Origin of the sequence: Stenotrophomonas sp. GD04054 (genome assembly GCF_029836955.1) — a bacterium.
Classification (GTDB): Bacteria; Pseudomonadota; Gammaproteobacteria; order Xanthomonadales; family Xanthomonadaceae; genus Stenotrophomonas; species Stenotrophomonas maltophilia_A.
The window spans coordinates 105,824-122,737 of sequence record NZ_JAOECR010000002.1; the positions used below are offsets into that span (position 1 = coordinate 105,824).

At 66.3% G+C, this 16,914-nt stretch carries 14 protein-coding genes; 3 read left to right on the top strand and 11 right to left on the bottom strand.

Going from position 1 to position 16,914, the window contains the following annotated elements:
- Positions 1-129: 129 nt before the first annotated feature.
- From N7573_RS02235 to N7573_RS02265, 7 genes are all read right to left on the bottom strand, one after another.
- Positions 130-459, bottom strand: coding sequence for a DUF3325 domain-containing protein (locus N7573_RS02235; RefSeq protein WP_049399886.1), 330 nt, complete (start codon positions 457-459; stop codon positions 130-132).
- A complete protein-coding gene (locus N7573_RS02240; protein ID WP_071228416.1) occupies positions 456-2,093 on the bottom strand; it encodes a PepSY-associated TM helix domain-containing protein in 1,638 nt (545 codons plus the stop codon). The genes N7573_RS02235 and N7573_RS02240 overlap by 4 nt, the downstream gene beginning before the upstream one ends.
- The gene (locus N7573_RS02245) at positions 2,090-2,404 is read right to left on the bottom strand and encodes a DUF3649 domain-containing protein (RefSeq protein ID WP_032127889.1); all 315 of its coding nucleotides are present in this window, start codon (positions 2,402-2,404) and stop codon (positions 2,090-2,092) included. The genes N7573_RS02240 and N7573_RS02245 overlap by 4 nt, the downstream gene beginning before the upstream one ends.
- A gap of 107 nt (positions 2,405-2,511) precedes the next feature.
- Positions 2,512-4,710: a TonB-dependent siderophore receptor gene (locus N7573_RS02250; protein WP_279913607.1), complete on the bottom strand. Its 2,199-nt coding sequence runs from the start codon at positions 4,708-4,710 to the stop codon at positions 2,512-2,514.
- A 291-nt stretch (positions 4,711-5,001) separates the two neighbouring features.
- Positions 5,002-6,288: a DUF445 family protein gene (locus N7573_RS02255; RefSeq protein WP_049399889.1), complete on the bottom strand. Its 1,287-nt coding sequence runs from the start codon at positions 6,286-6,288 to the stop codon at positions 5,002-5,004.
- Between the two features lie 118 nt (positions 6,289-6,406).
- On the bottom strand, positions 6,407-7,285 hold the full coding sequence (locus tag N7573_RS02260) for a plasmid replication/partition related protein (RefSeq protein ID WP_032127886.1): 879 nt from the start codon (positions 7,283-7,285) through the stop codon (positions 6,407-6,409).
- A gap of 63 nt (positions 7,286-7,348) precedes the next feature.
- Entirely contained in the window at positions 7,349-8,701 is a 1,353-nt protein-coding gene (locus N7573_RS02265) for an aspartate aminotransferase family protein (RefSeq protein ID WP_279913898.1), read from the bottom strand.
- Positions 8,702-8,805: 104 nt separating this feature from the next.
- On the opposite strand from N7573_RS02265, the gene N7573_RS02270 reads away from it, so the two are divergent.
- Positions 8,806-10,302 carry an aldehyde dehydrogenase gene (locus N7573_RS02270; RefSeq protein ID WP_279913899.1) on the top strand — a complete coding sequence of 499 codons (1,497 nt, stop codon included), beginning with the start codon at positions 8,806-8,808 and terminating at the stop codon, positions 10,300-10,302.
- Positions 10,303-10,455: 153 nt separating this feature from the next.
- On the opposite strand, the gene N7573_RS02275 is transcribed toward N7573_RS02270, so the two are convergent.
- Positions 10,456-11,097 (bottom strand): membrane protein, encoded by a 642-nt coding sequence (locus N7573_RS02275; protein WP_049463585.1) that lies wholly within the window; start codon positions 11,095-11,097, stop codon positions 10,456-10,458.
- Between the two features lie 156 nt (positions 11,098-11,253).
- Here N7573_RS02275 and N7573_RS02280 point away from each other — a divergent pair, with 156 nt between their 5' ends.
- A complete protein-coding gene (locus tag N7573_RS02280; RefSeq protein WP_180862766.1) occupies positions 11,254-12,546 on the top strand; it encodes an MFS transporter in 1,293 nt (430 codons plus the stop codon).
- Here N7573_RS02280 and N7573_RS02285 read toward each other — a convergent pair.
- From N7573_RS02285 to N7573_RS02295, 3 genes are all read right to left on the bottom strand, one after another.
- Complete coding sequence (locus N7573_RS02285; RefSeq protein ID WP_004151683.1) at positions 12,527-12,988, bottom strand: bacteriohemerythrin; 462 nt, start codon at positions 12,986-12,988, stop codon at positions 12,527-12,529. The two genes, N7573_RS02280 and N7573_RS02285, sit on opposite strands and share 20 nt — an antisense overlap.
- 85 nt (positions 12,989-13,073) lie before the next feature.
- Positions 13,074-14,417: a diguanylate cyclase gene (locus N7573_RS02290; protein WP_032127881.1), complete on the bottom strand. Its 1,344-nt coding sequence runs from the start codon at positions 14,415-14,417 to the stop codon at positions 13,074-13,076.
- 95 nt (positions 14,418-14,512) lie between these two features.
- Positions 14,513-16,048: an MASE1 domain-containing protein gene (locus N7573_RS02295; RefSeq protein WP_279912646.1), complete on the bottom strand. Its 1,536-nt coding sequence runs from the start codon at positions 16,046-16,048 to the stop codon at positions 14,513-14,515.
- A gap of 346 nt (positions 16,049-16,394) precedes the next feature.
- Here N7573_RS02295 and N7573_RS02300 point away from each other — a divergent pair, with 346 nt between their 5' ends.
- The gene (locus tag N7573_RS02300; RefSeq protein WP_228756488.1) at positions 16,395-16,814 is read left to right on the top strand and encodes a hypothetical protein; all 420 of its coding nucleotides are present in this window, start codon (positions 16,395-16,397) and stop codon (positions 16,812-16,814) included.
- Positions 16,815-16,914: the final 100 nt, after the last annotated feature.

A 16,914-nucleotide genomic window follows, 5' to 3' on the forward strand; every position in this document is an offset into this window, starting at 1 on the left:
CAACGGTGTCAGATCCGCAGAGGGTTCATGGGATGCCGGCCAGCGGCCGGCACTCCCCATATCTGGCCGGTACATCCACGCCATGCGTGGAGGGCTGTTCAGTAGATCCACGCCATGCGTGGATGGCGGTTACAGCAACGCCACCAGCAGCCCGGCCACGGGCAGCGCGATCGCCAGCGGCGCGATCCATTTCGGCCGGTACGGGTACAACCCGAACGACAGCACCACGCCGCCCACGGTCATCACGCCCAGCCACAGCACCGGGCCCATCGCCCAGCCGTGGTCGACCACGCACAATGCGAACGCTACCGTCAGCAGCACCCAACCCAGCACCCGCCACTGCGTGCGCCGTGCCGGGGTGGCTGCAGCCTTGCCGTGCAGGTCGTGCTGGTGCTTCTCCATCGCCAGCGACAGCGCGGTGAACGCAGAGAACGACAGGGTCAATGCCAGCAGCATCATGCGCTGGCCTCCGCTTCGGCGGTTTCTGCAGCGTCCACCGGGGCCTTGGGCGCCGCCGCCGCTGCTGCACGCTTCTTCTTCTCGGCCGCGCTCAGCGGTGGTGTCCAGCGCTGCATGCGCCAGCCGCACAGCGCCAGCATCGCGCCGAACGCGATCATCGACAGATCAAAGCCAGCCAGCACCCAGTCCCCGTTGCGCAGGGTGTTGCCCAGGTGCGCATGCGTGGTCAGCGCATTGACCACCGGCACCAGCGCGAACGCGGCTGCGCCCAGGTACAGCTGCCAGGCCCACATCATCCGCTTCGGCCAGATGAAGGCGGCCAGCAGTGCCGCGCCCCAGGCGTAGAAGAACACGTTGGCCTCGGCGCTGGAGCGTTCGGCGATGTCCAGCGGCAGCAGGCGGTTGCCCCAGAAGTACGCTGCAAAGGCGATCGGCAGGCCGGCCACGGTACCGATGTTCAACGCATCGACCAGGCGCAGGCCGAAGCCTGTGCGGCCACTCTTGGCGTGCTTGGGCCGTTCCTTCACCGCCCACAGCACCACGCCGCTGGCCACCATCAGGCAGCCGACCAGGCCGGACAGGAAGAACAGTGCGCGCAGGCCCCAGTCGGCGAAGCGCGCCAGGTGCAGGCCGTACAGCACGCCGCGGGTGGCGGTGGCGCCACCGGAAGGCGGTGTTTCTTCCAGCAGCGTGCCATTGACCATGTCGTAGCGCACGGCCGGGGTGTCGGTGGACAGGCGCTTGCCGTCACGCTGGCGGATGTCGATCACTGCATTGGCCGCGCCCGGGTTGGACACGGTGAAGCCGGCCACTTCCACGCCGTGCCAATGCGCTCGCGCGCTGTCCAGCAGCTGCGCGATCGGCAGCGGCGTGGCGCGGCCTTCGGCAGGTGCAGTCACCTCCGGCATGCCACCGAAGGCCTCGCTGTAGAACGCATCCTCGTCCTGCGGGTAGGCCACCTTCACGCCCCACGGCAGGTACATGATCATCAGGGTGACGATGCCGGTGTAGGTGATCATCGCGTGGTAGGGCAGGGCCATCACCGCGCTGACGTTGTGGAAATCGAGCCAGGAACGCAGGCCCTTGTCCTTGCGGAAAGTGAAGAAGTCCTTGAAGATTTTCTTGTGGGTGATGACGCCGGTGATGATTGCCACCAGCATGAACATCGCGCAGAAGCCGACCAGATAGCGCGCCCACAGCACCGGGATGTAGTGCAGGTCGAAATGCAGGCGGTAGAAGAAATCACCGCCGCGAGTCTCGCGGGCCTTCAGTGCCTGCCCGGTGTTCGGGTCCAGTGTTGCGTCGCCGAAGCCCCCTCGACGGCCACGGCTGGGGTCGGCCAGCTCCGGCGGCAGCCGCCAGAACATCTGCATGGCCGGGTTGCGCGGTTGTGGCAGGGTGACGAACCAGTTCTCGGCCTGCGCGGCGTTGGCCTGCAGGTAGTCCACGGCACGCTGCGCGGCCACATCGATGCTGACGTTGCTGGAGGGCAGTTCCGGGCGCATCCAGCGGCTGATTTCCTCGCGGTAGTAGCTGGCCGTGCCGGCCATGAAGATCAGCAACAGCAGCCAGCCGACCAGCAGGCCGGTCCAGGTGTGCAGCCAGGCCATCGACTGGCGGAATCCGTTCTTCATGCCCAGGCCCCCAGCATGCGCGCGATGACTGCCATCAGCAGGGTGGGGGCGAGGATGCCGACCCACGCACGCAGCGCACTGCGGGTGGCGAACGCCCACAGCGCCGCGCAGGCGGCCACCAGAATGGCCAGCAGCATGCCGGTCAGCACGGTCTGGCCACGTGCGCCGGGCAGCGCCACCGCGCAGAATACGCTGGTCACGGAAGCCAGCGCGTAGCCGCCGAAGATCGCCGCCAGCGAGCGTGACAGCACGCCCCAGCGCGGGTTGGAGAAGAAGGTGCGGGGGCTGGCGGTTGCGGGCGAGCGGTCCACGGCGTTCCTGCAGGTTTCAGTGAAAAGGAACCGGCGCACCGCAGCGCGCCGGGGTTGGCCATCCGTGGCCGGGCACCGGTCGCAGAACCGGTGCCATCCATCGAGGGTCAGAGCTTCCAGCGCAGTGTCACGGTGACATTGCGTGGTTCGCCCCAGTACACGCCGTTGTAGAAACCGACGTTGTTGAAGTACTTCTTGTCCAGCAGGTTGTTGATGTTCAGCTGCGCGCTGAAGTTCTCGTTGAAGCGATAGCCGCCGGCCAGGTTCAGCAGGTAGAAGGCGTCCTGGGTGATGTTGGCCTTGCTGCGATCCGCCTTGGTGCTGGTGTTCCAGATGCGGCTCTGCCAGGTCACGCCGCCACCCAGCCAGAAGCGGCCATCGATACCACCGGGGCGCCAGCTGGTGTTGAGGCGGAAGGTATCCTGCGGGGTCGTGGTCCGCTGCAGCACGCCATCCTTGTTGCGGATGACGGTGTGGGCGAAGCCTGCCGAGACGTTCCACTGCTCGCCGATGCTGCCCTGGGTTTCGATTTCCCAGCCCTTGACCTTGTTGCCCTTGCCGGTGGAGCGGTAGGCCTGCTCACCGCCGGGCAGCGAGTTGACCGGTACCGAATCATCCTTCTCGGCGACGTTGTCCTGCTTGCCCTCGAATACGGCGGCGGAGGCATTGAGCAGGCCGCCGAAGAACTCGGCTTTGACGCCAGCTTCGTACATGTTGCCGACTACCGGTTCCAGGAAGTTGCCGTTGCGGTCGCGGTTGCTCTGCGGCTTGAAGATATCGGTGTAGCTGACGTAGGCGCTGAAAATCGAGTTGAAGTCGTAGATCAGGCCGGCATACGGGGTGAGCATATCGTCGGGCTTGTAGCCGTTGCGCCTGGTGCCATTGCGGTTGCCGGTGGCGTCGTAGGAATAGTCCCACTTGCGGGTTTCCCAGCTGCCGTAGCGTGCGCCGATTACGGCCAGCAGCGGATCGGCAAGTCGCAGGCGCGCGGCGAGGTAGGCGGCGCGCTGGCGCAGCTCATCCTGTGATGACAGGCGGCCGAGACGGGTGACCGGCAATACCGGGACGTTGCCGGTCCAGTGCCGCCAGTCAGGCACCTTCGCATAGGCCGTGTCGTAGTTGAAATCCATTGCTTCCGATTCGCCCTTGCGAACCGATTGGCCCAGGCCGAACACAAGCTCATGCTCGCGACCGAACAGCTTGAACGGCCCCCCCACGTTGACGTCGAACACGTCCATCGTGCTGTGCTGGTTGAAGTGCGAGATGTAGGCCGTTATGCCGGTGCCGTCCGCGCTCGGATTGCCGGCCGCACCGTACCAGACGCTGCCGTCGGTATCGCGCACCGCATGGCTGACGTTGCCCTTCACCGACCAGCCGTCGCCCAGTTGCTGTTCCAGCCGCGCGAAGGTGGTCTTCTCCACGATCGGCCAGCTGCTCCACGACGCGGACAGGTTGGTCGAGCGCGGCAGGTTGGCCGGCGTGCCGTCTTCCCCCCAATAGGGCACTACACCCCAGGTCACGCCGGTGCTGCGGGGTGACTGGTATTCATAGCCCACTTCGAACAGCGTGCTATCGCTCAGATCGGCCTGGACGATGCCATAGAACACGTCCTTGTCCAGTGCGTAGACGTCGCGGAACGAATCACTCTGCTGCTTGGCGGCCACGATGCGTGCACGGATGCGGCCGTCCCAGGCGATGGGGCCGCCAAGGTCGGCTTCCAGGCGCCGGTTGCTCCAGCGGCCGAGGGTCAGGTTGGCACCCATCTGGAAGGTGTCGGTCGGACGCTTGCGGATCATGCTGATGGTGCCGGACGGATCGCCCGCGCCGGTGGTCAGGCCGGTGGCACCGCGGATCACTTCGATACGCTCGTAGATGACGTTGTCGGTGTTGGTCTTGACCGAGCCTCCGAACGTATTGAGCATGCCATCGACCTGGAAGTTTTCGATGGTGTAGCCACGCGAAACATAGTTGATGCGCTCGCTGTCGGTGACCGACACGCTGACGCCGGTGACCTGGCCCATCACGTCCGACAACGAGAACAGGCCCATGTCATCCAGGCGCTGGCGGGTCACCACCGTCACCGATTGCGGAGTCTCGCGTAGTGACAGGTCGAGCTTGGTCGCGCTGCGCGCCCCCTTCACCGTATAGCTGTTGGGAATCTCGCCATCGGCGGTCACCTTCACTGTATCCAGCGTGCGTGCGGAAGGATCGGCAGTGCCGTCGGCGTGGGCCAGCGGGGCGATCATCAGTGCGGTCACGGCCAGGGCCAGCAGAGTGGGACGAGGGTGGTTCAGCGGCATTGCCATCAGTGCGATTCCATGCAGGACGAAACAAGCGATGGAATGCGCAGACGCAGCAGCCGTGCGCTCCGCGCACGTCGCCCAGCAGGTCCCATCGACGGTGCGCCACCCGTGTAATGCGGGCGACCCGGTAGTCGGGGGATGTACACGGGCGAAGGGGCGGGTGGGTGCGTGCTTCCGTGCCCCGCTTGGCTAAGCGTACAACCGATCGGCAAATGATAGGCATTCGCATTTCGTTAATCAAGCGTGACGAATTCCGTCTCCACGCAGGACGTGGATCGACTACCGCATGGGCGCCTAGAACCTGAACACCACCGTCGCTGCATGCAGCAGCAGGCCGATCAGGCCGCCCACCAGGGTGCCGTTGAAGCGGATGAACTGCAGGTCGCGGCCCACGCTCAGTTCCAGCTGTTCGACCAGATGCCGCTCGTCCCAGCTCTTCACGGTCTGCGCGATATGCGTGGTCACGCCCTCGCGCAAGCGCCCGGTCAGCCGCTGTGCGCCTTCCAGCAGATGCTGGTTGAGCGCCTCGCGCAGGGCCGGGTCGGCCTGCAGGCTGCTGCCCAGCGAGGCGAGGCTGCGCTGCAGGTGGCCGACCAGCGCCGAGTCCTCGCGCTGCAGGTCGCTGCGCAGGCTGGCGTGGATGCGCGCCCACAGACCCTGCACGTAGTCCTGCAGAGCGGGGTGGTCGATCATTTCCTGCTTGAGCTGCTCGATGCGCTCGGCCAGCGCCGGGTCCTCGCGCAGGCGCTGCACGTAGTTCTGCAGCCAGCTCTCGTAGTCCTGGCGCAGCGGATGCTGCGGCTCGGCCAGCACCTGCTGCAGTTCTTCCAGCACCGCACGCGCCAGGCGCTCGGCCAGGCTGTCGCCGATCTCGTCGATCGGCTTGACCCAGTTCACCGTGCTCGACAATGTCGGCCATTCGCGCTGGATGTAGCGCACGATCAGCTGCGAGGCGCGCTCCTTCACTTCCGGCTGCTCCAGCCAGCGTCCCAAGCGCTGCAGGCCCTCGTCCAGCACGCGCTGGTGGCGCCCATCGGCGGTCAGCAGGGCCAGCAGCTCACCGGCGGTGGCGGCGGCATTCCACTGCCGCAGTTGCTGCACCACGAAGGCGTGCAGCTGCCGGCGCACCGCGGTTTCGTCGAAGAAGTCCAGTGCCTGCAAGGCCCAGCCGCGGGCCATGTCGGCCAGCATCCGTGAGCGCGCCGGATCGGCCAGCCAACTGCCGAGGCGGCTGGCCGGATCGAACACCTGCAGCTTGGCCAGCAGCACACCCGGCTCCAGGAACTGGTCGCGCACGAACAGGGCCAGGCTGTCGCCGATGCGTTCCTTGCTGCGTGGGATGATTGCCGTATGCGGGATCGGCAGGCCCATCGGCCGCCGGAACAGCGCGACGACCGCGAACCAGTCGGCCAGTGCGCCCACGGCCGCTGCTTCGCAGAAGGCCGAAACCCACGCCCAGATGCCGCGCTCGCCTTGCCAGTGGCTGATCGCGAAACCGGCCAGCATCAACAGCAGCAGTCCCAGCGCGAGGGCTTTCAGGCGCCGCAGCTGTGCGCGGCGCGGATCGTTGGCAGACGTCATGCCGGAAGTCTAACCGGCACGGCATGAGCATCTGGTAGTGCCGGCCGCTGGCCGGCATCCGCAACGCACCCGGAACGTTCATGGGGTTGCCGGCCAGCGGCCGGCACTACCCGTTGGTTCAGAGCGCTTCGAGCTGCTTGCGCAACGCCGCCAGCTGCGCGCGCAGGGTGTCGTTCTCGCGGGTCAGCGCGACCACGCGGCGGCGCAGCGCCGGGGCATCCTCGCCCAGCTGCTCCAGTGCCGACAGCACCTCGGCGTCGCGGCTGGCGATCTGCTCTTCGTCCGCTTCCTCGAAGTCCATCTCGGCTGCTTCCGGCTTCGGTGCACGCGGCTTGCGCTTGGACTCGCGCACGCGCTTGGCGGCCTGCTTCAGCTCATCCTTGCCACCGGCGGCAGCGGCGCGCTGCTCGTCTTCCGGCAGGTCGGCCACGGCAGCAGCAGCGCTGATCGAGATCACGCCGGCCTTCACCGCTTCCACCACCTCGGCCGCGGCCTGGGCGTGGATGCGTTCGATCATGCCGACCTGGCTGGTGCTCAGCTTGGCCTCGCGGGCCAGCTCGGCGCGGCTGATCTTCGGTGCCGGCTCCCACGGCGGGCTGTCCTCACCCGCGTCCTCGATGGCTTCGGCGGTGCCGTCGCTCTCGCGTTGCAGCTGCGCCTGCTCGATCTGCTTGCGGGCGGCCAGGATGTCGCGCTTGCGCAGCGCCAGCACGCCGCGCTGGAAGTCGGACACGCTGCGGCGGCCCAGGTGCTGCTCGATCATCCACAGATGCACGTCTTCCATGCTCTGGAAGCGGGTGTTCTGCACGGTATTGAAGGGCAGGCCATGCTTCTGGCAGATGCCGAAACGGTTGTGGCCATCGACCAGCACATCACCCCACAGCACCAGCGCATCGCGGCAGCCTTCGGCCAGGATGCTGCGCTCCAGCGCGTCATGTTCGTCCGCGGTCAGCGGGTCGATGTAGGCCTTGAGTTCTTCTTTGACGACGATATCCATGGGCACGGCAGCGAGCAGGAGCGGAACCGCGCATTGTACCCGCTCGCCACCGCCGGCCCGGGCTCAGGCGGTGGCCCGGATCATCTCGCCCAGGATGCTGGTGATCTGGTCGATCTGCGCCTTGTCCACGATCAGTGGTGGCGACAGCGCGATGATGTCGCCGGTACAGCGCACCAGCAGCCGGCCGTCCTGGAAGCAGCGCCGGAACACCTCGTAGCCACGGCTGCCGGGGGCATCGCGGCGCGGCGCCAGCTCGACCGCGCCGACCAGCCCGAAGTTGCGGATGTCGATCACGTTGGGCAGGCCCTGCAGCGCATGCAGCCGTTCCTGCCAGTATTCGCCCAGCTCGATGGCACGCTCGAACAAGCGCTCCTCGGTATAGACGTCCAGCGTGGCCAGCGCCGCCGCACAGGCCAGCGGATGCCCCGAGTAGGTATAGCCGTGGAACAGCTCGATGGCCTGTGGCGGTGCCTGCATCAGGGTTGCATGCACGGCGTCGCTGGCCAGCACGCCACCCAGCGGCACCGCGCCGTTGCTGACCGCCTTGGCGAAGGTCAGCAGGTCCGGGGTGACCCCGAAGCGCTGCGCGGCGAAGGGCATGCCGACCCGGCCGAAACCGGTGATGACCTCGTCGAACACCAGCAGGATGCCGTGGTGGTCGCACAGCTCGCGCAGGCGCTGGAGGTAGCCGGGCGCGGGCAGGATCACCCCGGCCGAACCGGCAATGGGCTCGACGAACACCGCCGCGATGGTCGAGGCATCGTGCAGCGCGATCAGCCGTTCCAGGTCGTCGGCCAGCTCCGCGCCCTGGCGTGGCAGGCCCTTGCTGAACGCATTGCGCGGCAGGTCCAGGGTATGCCGCAGGTAGTCCACGCCGCCCAGCTGCAGGCCGAACGCCCTGCGGTTGTTGGGCAGCCCACCCAGCGCCATGCCGCCGAAACCGACCCCGTGGTAAGCCTTCTCGCGGCTGATGAAGCGGGTGCGCTGGCCCTCGCCACGCTGGCGGTGATAGGCCAGCGCGATCTTCATCGCGGTATCCACCGCCTCGGAGCCGGAGCTGGTGAAGAACACATGGTTGAGCGGGGCAGGCGCCAGTGCGGCCAGCCGCTGCGCCAGTGCGAAGGCCGGCGGCGAGCCCATCTGGAAGGCCGGCGAATAGTCGAGGGTGCGTGCCTGCTCGACGATGGCCTCGACGATGCGTGGGCGGGCGTGGCCGGCGTTGCAGCACCACAGGCCGGCGGTGCCGTCGAGGATCTGGCGGCCGTCGACGTCCTCGTAGTGCATGCCTTCGGCGCGTACCAGCATGCGCGGCGCGGCCTTGTACTGGCGGTTGGCGGTGAACGGCATCCAGTACGCGTCCAGTGACTCGGGACGCTGGGTGGCCAGGTCGTGCAGATCGCTTTCGGGACGCTTCATGCCAGCTCCATCGGGTCCGATGCGACGAATGTAGCGCAGCCGCGTCACGGTGGAGTCGCGGCGGTCCCGGTATAACCAAAGCTCGTTGACCGCTGGAGCTTCCCATGGCCGATTTCCCCGACCGCAGCCACTGGCAGGCGCTGTCCCTTCAGCTCTCGATGCCGGGCCAGGCCTTCATCGATGGCCGTTATGTCGATGCCGCCAGCGGCGCCCGCTTCGACTGCATCAGCCCGATCGATGGTCGCGTGCTGGGCGCGGTTGCCGACTGCGACGCGCAGGATGTCGAACGCGCGGTACTGGCCGCGCGGCGCAGCTTCGAGGCGGGCCACTGGTCGCAGGCGAGCCCGGCGCATCGCAAGCGCGTGTTGCTGGCGCTGGCCGCGCTGGTGGAAGCGTACGTCGATGAACTGGCGCTGCTGGAAACCCTGGACATGGGCAAGCCGGTCCGTGACGCACGCCGTATCGACCTGCCCGGTGTGGTGCGCTGCCTGACCTGGACCGCCGAAGCGGTGGACAAACTGTATGGCGAGATCGCGCCGACTGGCCCGCACGAACTCGGACTGGTCACCCGCGAAGCCGCTGGCGTGGTGGCGGCCATCGTGCCGTGGAATTTCCCGTTGCTGATGGCCTGTTGGAAGATCGCGCCGGCGCTGGCGATGGGCAACTCGGTGGTGCTCAAGCCTTCGGAGCGGTCGCCGCTGAGTGCGCTGCGGCTGGCGGCGCTGGCCGCCGAGGCGGGCCTGCCGGAGGGCGTGCTGAACGTGCTGCCGGGCCATGGCGCGCGCGTTGGCGAACCGCTGGCCCTGCACATGGACGTGGATGTGTTGGCGTTCACCGGTTCCACTGCCACCGGCGCGAAGCTGCTGGAGTATTCCGGGCGATCCAACCTCAAGCGGGTCTGGCTGGAATGCGGCGGCAAGAGCCCGCACGTGGTGTTCGCCGACGCTCCCGATCTGGACGCGGCGGCCAAGGCCGTGGCGCAGGGCATCTTCTTCAACCAGGGCGAAGTCTGTACCGCCGGGTCGCGCTTGCTGGTGCAGCGCTCGATCCGTGAGGATTTCGTGCACCAGGTAGTTGCTTATGGCCAGCACATGCAGCCGCAGCATCCGCTGGACGCCGACGCGCCGATGGGCGCGCTGGTGGACGCCGCGCATCTGGACAAGGTGATGCGGGATATCGCACGCGCCGAAGCTGAAGGTGCCCGCCTGCTGCTGGGCGGGCATCGTGCCGAGGTGGAGGCGGGTGGCAGCTATGTGCAGCCGACGGTGTTCGACCAGGTGCGCCCGGAGCAGGCCTTGGCACGCGAGGAAGTGTTCGGGCCGGTGCTGGCGGTGCTCGGTTTCGACGACGAGGCAGAAGCCGTGCGCGTGGCCAACGACAGCCGCTACGGGCTGGCCGCCGGTCTGTGGACGCGCGATCTGGGCCGTGCCCACCGCGTCGCGCGCCAGCTGCGCGCCGGCAGCGTCTGGGTGAACGGCTGGGATGGCGGCGACATGACCGCACCGTTCGGCGGCTACAAGCAGTCCGGCAACGGCCGCGACAAGTCACTGCACGCCTTCGACAAGTACAGCGAGATCAAGGCCACCTGGATCCAGTTGTAACGACGTGGCTGCTTGACCGCTGTTCGCTCTTTGTAGAGTCGAGCCATGCTCGACTGCTTTTCGTTCTTCGGTAGAGCCGAGCCATGCTCGGCTGCATCTCGCGAAGAGCAGTCGAGCATGGCTCGACTCTACATAAAGCATATAGCTGTCGAGCTACCGGCAGCGGGCACTCACCTGCAGCACTGCCGCACGCAGCATGTCGCGGTCGGCTTCTTCGACGGCATTCTGGAAGTAATCCATGTCCTGCCGGCCCAGCTCGCAGGGGTCGACGATGTATCCCGGTGGCCACAAACCCAGCAGTTGCGCTACGCCATGCACGATCTGCTCCGGCGTCATCTGCCGGCGGATCCGGAAGTAATTGCGGCGCGGCGCGAATGCCGGGTGTATCTCGCGGCGACCAATAAGGCGCGGAGCGACACCCGCAGCGCTGATGCCGTCGCCACCGTCGATGCTGCCCGCCGGGAGGCCCAGGATCAGCGGCGCCGCAACGGCCGTTTCCCCTGCGGCTGGTAGGGTGGAATCTGTCTGGGCAGCCGGGGCAGGACGTGGCATCGCCGAAGCGGCCGGACGCGTCACCTGTGCGGAGCGCAGGGTAGGCTGTAGAGGCGCCAGCGTCGGCGGTTCCGGTGGCAGCCAGCGCAGCGAGATCCTTGCGCCTTCGTCGCTGCGCAGCGTCATCCTACCGCTGCCCAGCAGCCACACTGCCATCAACCCATGCACCAGCAGCACCACCAGCCATGCCGCCATGCGCGGCAGCTTCGGCGAATCGGACCACGACAGCGCGACTGCAGTCATCGGCAAAGCATCCATGCAGGGACCGGTGGCGCAGCCTAGCGGGTGGCCCGAAAAATTCCGTTGGCATCGGTGTCGGCTGAAACCATCGCCCCGTGCGGCCACCGGCCCGTGGCAGAATCGGGCGATCCGCCGTTACCCGTGTTGCCGATGTCGACGATCACCGCTGCCGCGCCGTCCGTGAATTCCCCCAGTCGAGTCCTGCTGGCCAGCCTGATCGGCACCACCATCGAGTTCTTCGATTTCTACATCTACGCCACGGCCGCGGTGCTGGTGTTCCCACACCTGTTCTTCCCGGACAGCAGCGAACAGGCGGCGCTGCTGCAGTCACTGGCGACCTTCGCGGTCGCGTTCATCGCGCGTCCGGTGGGCTCGGCAGTGTTCGGCCACTTCGGTGACCGTATCGGCCGCAAGGCCACGCTGGTGGCCGCGCTGCTGACCATGGGCCTGTCCACGGTGCTGATCGGTTTGCTGCCAACCCACGCGCAGATTGGCCTGTGGGCCCCCGCGCTGTTGGCGCTGTGCCGCTTCGGCCAGGGCCTGGGGTTGGGCGGCGAGTGGGGTGGGGCAGTGCTGCTGGCCACCGAGAACGCACCGCCGGGCAAGCGCGCCTGGTACGGCATGTTCCCGCAGCTGGGTGCGCCGCTCGGCTTCCTGCTGTCGGCCGGCATTTTCCTGGTGCTCGGCCGCTGCCTGAGCCAGGACGACTTCCTGCAGTGGGGCTGGCGTATCCCGTTTGTGGCCAGCGCACTGCTGGTCGGCCTCGGCCTGTGGGTGCGCCTGAACATCCACGAGACGCCCGATTTCAAGAAGGCGCTGGAGCGCAAGGCGCCGGTGCGGCTGCCGATGTGGACGGTGCTGCGTGACCATCCGGTACCGATGCTGCTGGGTACCCTGGGCGCGTTCGCCACCTTTGTGCTGTTCTACCTGATGACGGTGTTCAGCCTCGGCCACGGCACCGCGGTGCTGGGCTACAGCCGCGAGCAGTTCCTGCTGATGCAGATGGCCGGCATGCTGTTCTTCGCGCTGGGCATCCCGCTGTCGGCGCGCTATGGCGATCGTTGGGGCACGCGACGCACGATGATCGTCGCCAGCGTACTGATCGTCGGTTTCGGTGTGCTGTTCGCGCCGCTGTTCCAGCCGCACAGCCCGTGGCTGGTCACTGGCTTCCTGTGCCTGGGCCTGTTCCTGATGGGGCTGACCTACGGCCCCTGTGGCACCTTCCTGGCCGAGATCTATCCGGTGGAGGTGCGCTACACCGGCGCGTCGCTGTCTTTCAACCTGGCCGGCATCCTTGGCGCGGCACCGGCGCCGTACCTGGCCACCTGGCTGGCCGAACGCTTCGGCCTGGTCGCGGTGGGTTACTACCTGTGCCTGACTGCGGTGGCGACCCTGTGCGCGCTGGTGGCACTGCACCGGCGCGCCCTGAGGCTCAACCAAAGAAGCGCTTGAGCGTACGCCCCAGCCAACCGCCCCCTTGGTGCTCGCGGGCGAACTGGTTCAGGTGCGCCTTGACCTGTTCGGCATAGGCCTGGTCATCACCGCGGATGTGATTGAACAGCCAGCGTGAGAGCATGGTGCGCAGTTCGTCGCTGATGTCCTCGCCGGCCTGGAAGCGCATGCGGTATTCCGATACCCGCTTGATGAAGACCTCATGCACGCGCTTGTGCGCGGCACAGAACGGGTAGCCCGCTTCTTCCATCAACTCTTCTTCGAACGCGAAGTGCGACATGGTGTAGTCCACGACCTCGTCGATCACTTCACCCACCGCCGCACGCTGCATGCTGGCCTGGGCCACGTGCAGGTGGTTGAGCATCTCGATGATGCGGCGGTGTTGTTGGTCGATCACATCGATGCCGATGTTCAGATCGTCCTGCCAGACCAGTAGTGCCATCCCCGGCTCCCCTTCATGCGTATGTCGGGGCCGACTGTAGAGCCGCCGCGCGGGTGCGGCGTTGATCTGGATCAAAGCGGCCCGGTCAGGGCAGGGCGGGCTCGCGCGGGCGCAGCGGGCTGGCCACCGTGGTGCAGCTGACCCGGTTGCGGCCACCGGCCTTGGCCAGGTACAGCTGGCGGTCGGCCTCGGAGATCAGCCGGTGCAGCGCATCACGCTGCGGGCGCAGGCAGCACAGGCCGATGCTGACCGTCATGCGAAGCGTCGCGGTGCCAATGTCCACTTCCAGCGCGGCGATGCGCTGGCGCAGCTCCTCGAAGTACTGCAGTGCCTCGTCCTGTTCCATGTCCGGCACCAGCAGGCAGAACTCCTCGCCACCGAAGCGTGCGATCAGGTCCTGGCTGCGTGCATGCGCGGCCACCGCACCGGCCACCGCGCGCAGCGCATCATCGCCGGCCTCGTGGCCGTGAGTGTCGTTGATGTGCTTGAAGTGATCGATGTCGATCATCGCCACCGCCACGCACTGGCCATGCAGCTGCAGCTGCGGCAACTGGCGCTGGCTCTGTTCCAGGAAGCAGCGGCGGTTGGGCAGGCCGGTGAGGAAGTCGCGGGTGGCCAGGTCCTGCAGGGTGCCGATCAGTTCCAGCTGGTCCACGTTCTGCGAGACACGGCAGAAGAATTCCTCGCGCGAGAATGGCTTGCGCAGGAAGTCATTGGCACCGTTCTTCAGGAAGCGCGGGATCAGCGATGCGTCGGTGTTGCCGGAGATGCCGATCACCGCCACCTTGTCGCGTGAGCGCAGGGTGCGCAGGCGGCGGGTGAATTCCACGCCCTGCATGCCGGGCATTTCCTGGTCGACCACCGCCAGGCGGATCGCCGGATGCGCCTCGATCGCGGCCAGGCCCTCGTTGCCATCGGCCGCTTCGTGCACCTCATGGCCATACATGCGCAGCAGGGCGGCGGCATAGCCGCGCGCGGACGGGGAATCGTCCACCACCAGCGCCGCGATGCGGCGGTTGCGTTCCAGCCGCTGCACCAGCCACACCAGGTAGTCGATGCTGCCGGGGGTATTCTTCAGTACGTAGTCGATGATCTGCTGCTGCAGCACGCGCTTGCGCAGGTCCTCGTCGTACACGCCGCTGACCACCACGGTCGGCAGGTCGCGCTTGAGGAAGAACTCGACCACCGCATCGCGGTCGCCGTCGGCCAGCACCAACCCGGTCAGCACCAGGAACCAGCCGCCACCCTCGCTCAGCAGGCGATCGGCCTCGGCCAGGGTGGAGGCGATCACCACCGGCAGTTCCAGGCGCTGCTCGATGGCTTCGCGCAGCATGCCGGTAAAGGCACGGGAATTTTCGACCAGCAGGATTCGCTGTGGCAGCGGATCGGCCAGGTCGCCATCGACGGCGGCCTGCGGCAGGACGGGCATGATGCGGTGGCTCACGAAGGAGGGCTCGGCACGGATAGCGGCGGTTTCGGGTGTAACTTTAGCGGCGAACGTTGCGCGCCGGGCCAGATCCCGTGTCAGGCCGCCGCTGGCGAGGTGTGGGTGATCGATTCATGCAGGACCAGTCGCAGGCGATTGCCCCGGCAGTGGACCGTTCCGCCGTAGGCAAGCATCCGTCCGGCCAGACGCTCGACGGCCTGGTCGGTGGTGCGTGCCGATAGCGTGCAACCACGGTCGAGCAGGCTCACGATAGCAACGATGCCGCGACGTCCGCTCGCCTGGCCACTTCGGGCACGCACGCAGACCTGCCCAGTCTCCAGCTCCAGCAGCAGTGACACCGCCTCGATCAAGGAGCGGTAGATGGCCAGTTGCAGATCCACAGTCAGCAGGCAGGGGTTACCCGCCAGCCTGGGCGGAATGACGCGATGCGTGTTGTTCCAGATCTCGCATGCGCCGCCTGCTTGCAGCGCGATGTACAACCCGACCTGTTCCAATCCAGTGGGGTAGACCATGCTGGCCTGCTCGCGGAACAGACGTGAGTGCACGGATGACGCGTGTTGCAGGCTGTTCGCCACGGCATGATGGCCCTGCGATTTGAGCCAGCTGACCATTTCAACGAGCGAGCTGTCCATGCCGTCGCCCAGACGCTTCAGATGGGCGGCCCGTTCACGCAGCTCACGTTCGCTGGTCTGGTGAGAACTGCGTGTCAGGCGCAGCGTCGTTTCCTCGGCCAGACCGCGGGATCGGGCGCGCTGATGGTGATAGCTGATGCTGGAACCGAGCGCAAGCAGCGCGACACTCATCACCGCCATGTTCTGTTGGGTGGAAAACGTGCCCAGATCAAACGAGGCCGGCAGGCCGGTGCTGGGGGTGGCGAAATGAAGTGGAAGGTTCAACAGTGGAATCGCGATGGCAGCGCCACGCCATCCATGCATGAAGGTCAGGGTGATGGCTGGGAGTGCCGCCAATAGCACAAGGTGGGTACGGGTCGAATGGGCATCAGTCGAAATCAGCTGCATGCACAGCCCCAGGGCCAGCATCAGAGCAATGGCCACGAGGGATGGAACGAGCAACCTCTTCTGCCATGGAGAACCGGAGCGCCGCCGGGCCCAAAGAAGGGCCAGGGGGGCCATGGTAATGATCGCGGCAAAATGACCAAATACGACTCTTTCGGCAGCATCCAGCAGGGTGTCCGGGGGAGGAACTGGCCACAGGAGGCGAGAAAGGCTCAGGTTGAGGCCGGTAACCGCAACCGCTGCCGAGATTGAAAGGGACAGCAGCCAGAATCCGGTGGCTGCCTCGGATATGGTTTTTCTCAGATGGAGGTGAACTACCAGCATCGCCATCGGCATCAGCAGCGTGGACGCCAGGATGACCCATTCCAGACCGTATTCGTCGATCGTAGGGATGCGCAGATATGCGAAGTAGCCCAATTCTCCCAGCAATACATAAGGCCATCGGCGTTGTGGAACGATCAAAAGCGCTGCCACGCGGATACCAGCGGGAAGGAAAAACTGGTCCAGGGAAAACTGTCGGGCGGAAACGCAGGCAATAGCGTACGCGGCAGCCAAGAGAAGCCCGGCCGGGTGCACTGGAATGCCGGCTAGTGCCATGTTCTTCACGGCGCTCCATCTCGGATGGGCTGGTACGCGAGCAACGCTCACATTCCCTCGGGGCGGTAACGGTCCAGCGGCGAAAGTAGCGGTACTTCGCGGGGTGTGCAACGGTACTGGCAGAAACTCCGCCGTTGTCCGTATCCACGTAGGGCGAGTGATGCGAACGGCGGGGTTGTGAGCGGCGCAAGTATGCTGACAGGTAAGCGTGCCCTGAGATTGTTCACGTCGCCAGGGGGGCACTCAGGGGATATTGCACTATCTGCCAAGGCCGCGCCTGTGTTGCCTTGATGTTGTCCACCTTTCAATCATGGAGATGCCTGTGAGATTTTCCCGGTTGTCGAAGTTGAGCGCCGCTGCTGCGCTGCTGGTCGTTCCTGCGCTGTCGTTTGCCTGCTGTCCGGGCGGAGGGCAGGGTGTACCACTGGCAACGGCTGGGTTGGGTGAGAGCCAGCCTGCGGCGCTTGATCTGAGTTCAGATCCCGCATGGCTTGTCTACGCATTCGAGCGGGATGGAGTGTCGTACTACCAGGTCAATGATCTGACCGGCCAGGTCAATCTGATCGTTGCCAACATCGAATCGACGTTCTGGGCATTGCCGGCCGGCAAGACCGTAGCTCGCGTGTCGTTGCCGTCCAAGCCTTTGGCGATACCGAAGAATGCTCGCCGCAGCGTTGTCTTCCGCGGGCCTGATTTTTCTCTGGTCGTCTATGGAGAGGGGCGTGGGGCAGTCTGGTCCGTCGAGCGCGAGGTCAGTAACAAATGAGGGGCTGAGTACAGGTGGCCTGCCTGTGGCTTGCTTCGCAGAGGGAGGAAACACTTCTGCGGGGGCGAGCCACAGGCGTCGCCTGGGCTATCGATCGTCC

Bases quoted from the DNA above. Each gene is read 5' to 3' on its own strand.
- N7573_RS02235 (WP_049399886.1), bottom strand. From the start codon at position 459: ATGATGCTGCTGGCATTGACCCTGTCGTTCTCTGCGTTCACCGCGCTG.
- N7573_RS02240 (WP_071228416.1), bottom strand. From the start codon at position 2,093: ATGAAGAACGGATTCCGCCAGTCGATGGCCTGGCTGCACACCTGGACC.
- N7573_RS02250 (WP_279913607.1), bottom strand. From the start codon at position 4,710: ATGGCAATGCCGCTGAACCACCCTCGTCCCACTCTGCTGGCCCTGGCC.
- N7573_RS02255 (WP_049399889.1), bottom strand. From the start codon at position 6,288: ATGACGTCTGCCAACGATCCGCGCCGCGCACAGCTGCGGCGCCTGAAA.
- N7573_RS02260 (WP_032127886.1), bottom strand. From the start codon at position 7,285: ATGGATATCGTCGTCAAAGAAGAACTCAAGGCCTACATCGACCCGCTG.
- N7573_RS02265 (WP_279913898.1), bottom strand. From the start codon at position 8,701: ATGAAGCGTCCCGAAAGCGATCTGCACGACCTGGCCACCCAGCGTCCC.
- N7573_RS02270 (WP_279913899.1), top strand. From the start codon at position 8,806: ATGGCCGATTTCCCCGACCGCAGCCACTGGCAGGCGCTGTCCCTTCAG.
- N7573_RS02275 (WP_049463585.1), bottom strand. From the start codon at position 11,097: ATGACTGCAGTCGCGCTGTCGTGGTCCGATTCGCCGAAGCTGCCGCGC.
- N7573_RS02285 (WP_004151683.1), bottom strand. From the start codon at position 12,988: ATGGCACTACTGGTCTGGCAGGACGATCTGAACATCGGCATCGATGTG.
- N7573_RS02290 (WP_032127881.1), bottom strand. From the start codon at position 14,417: ATGCCCGTCCTGCCGCAGGCCGCCGTCGATGGCGACCTGGCCGATCCG.
- N7573_RS02295 (WP_279912646.1), bottom strand. From the start codon at position 16,048: ATGGCACTAGCCGGCATTCCAGTGCACCCGGCCGGGCTTCTCTTGGCT.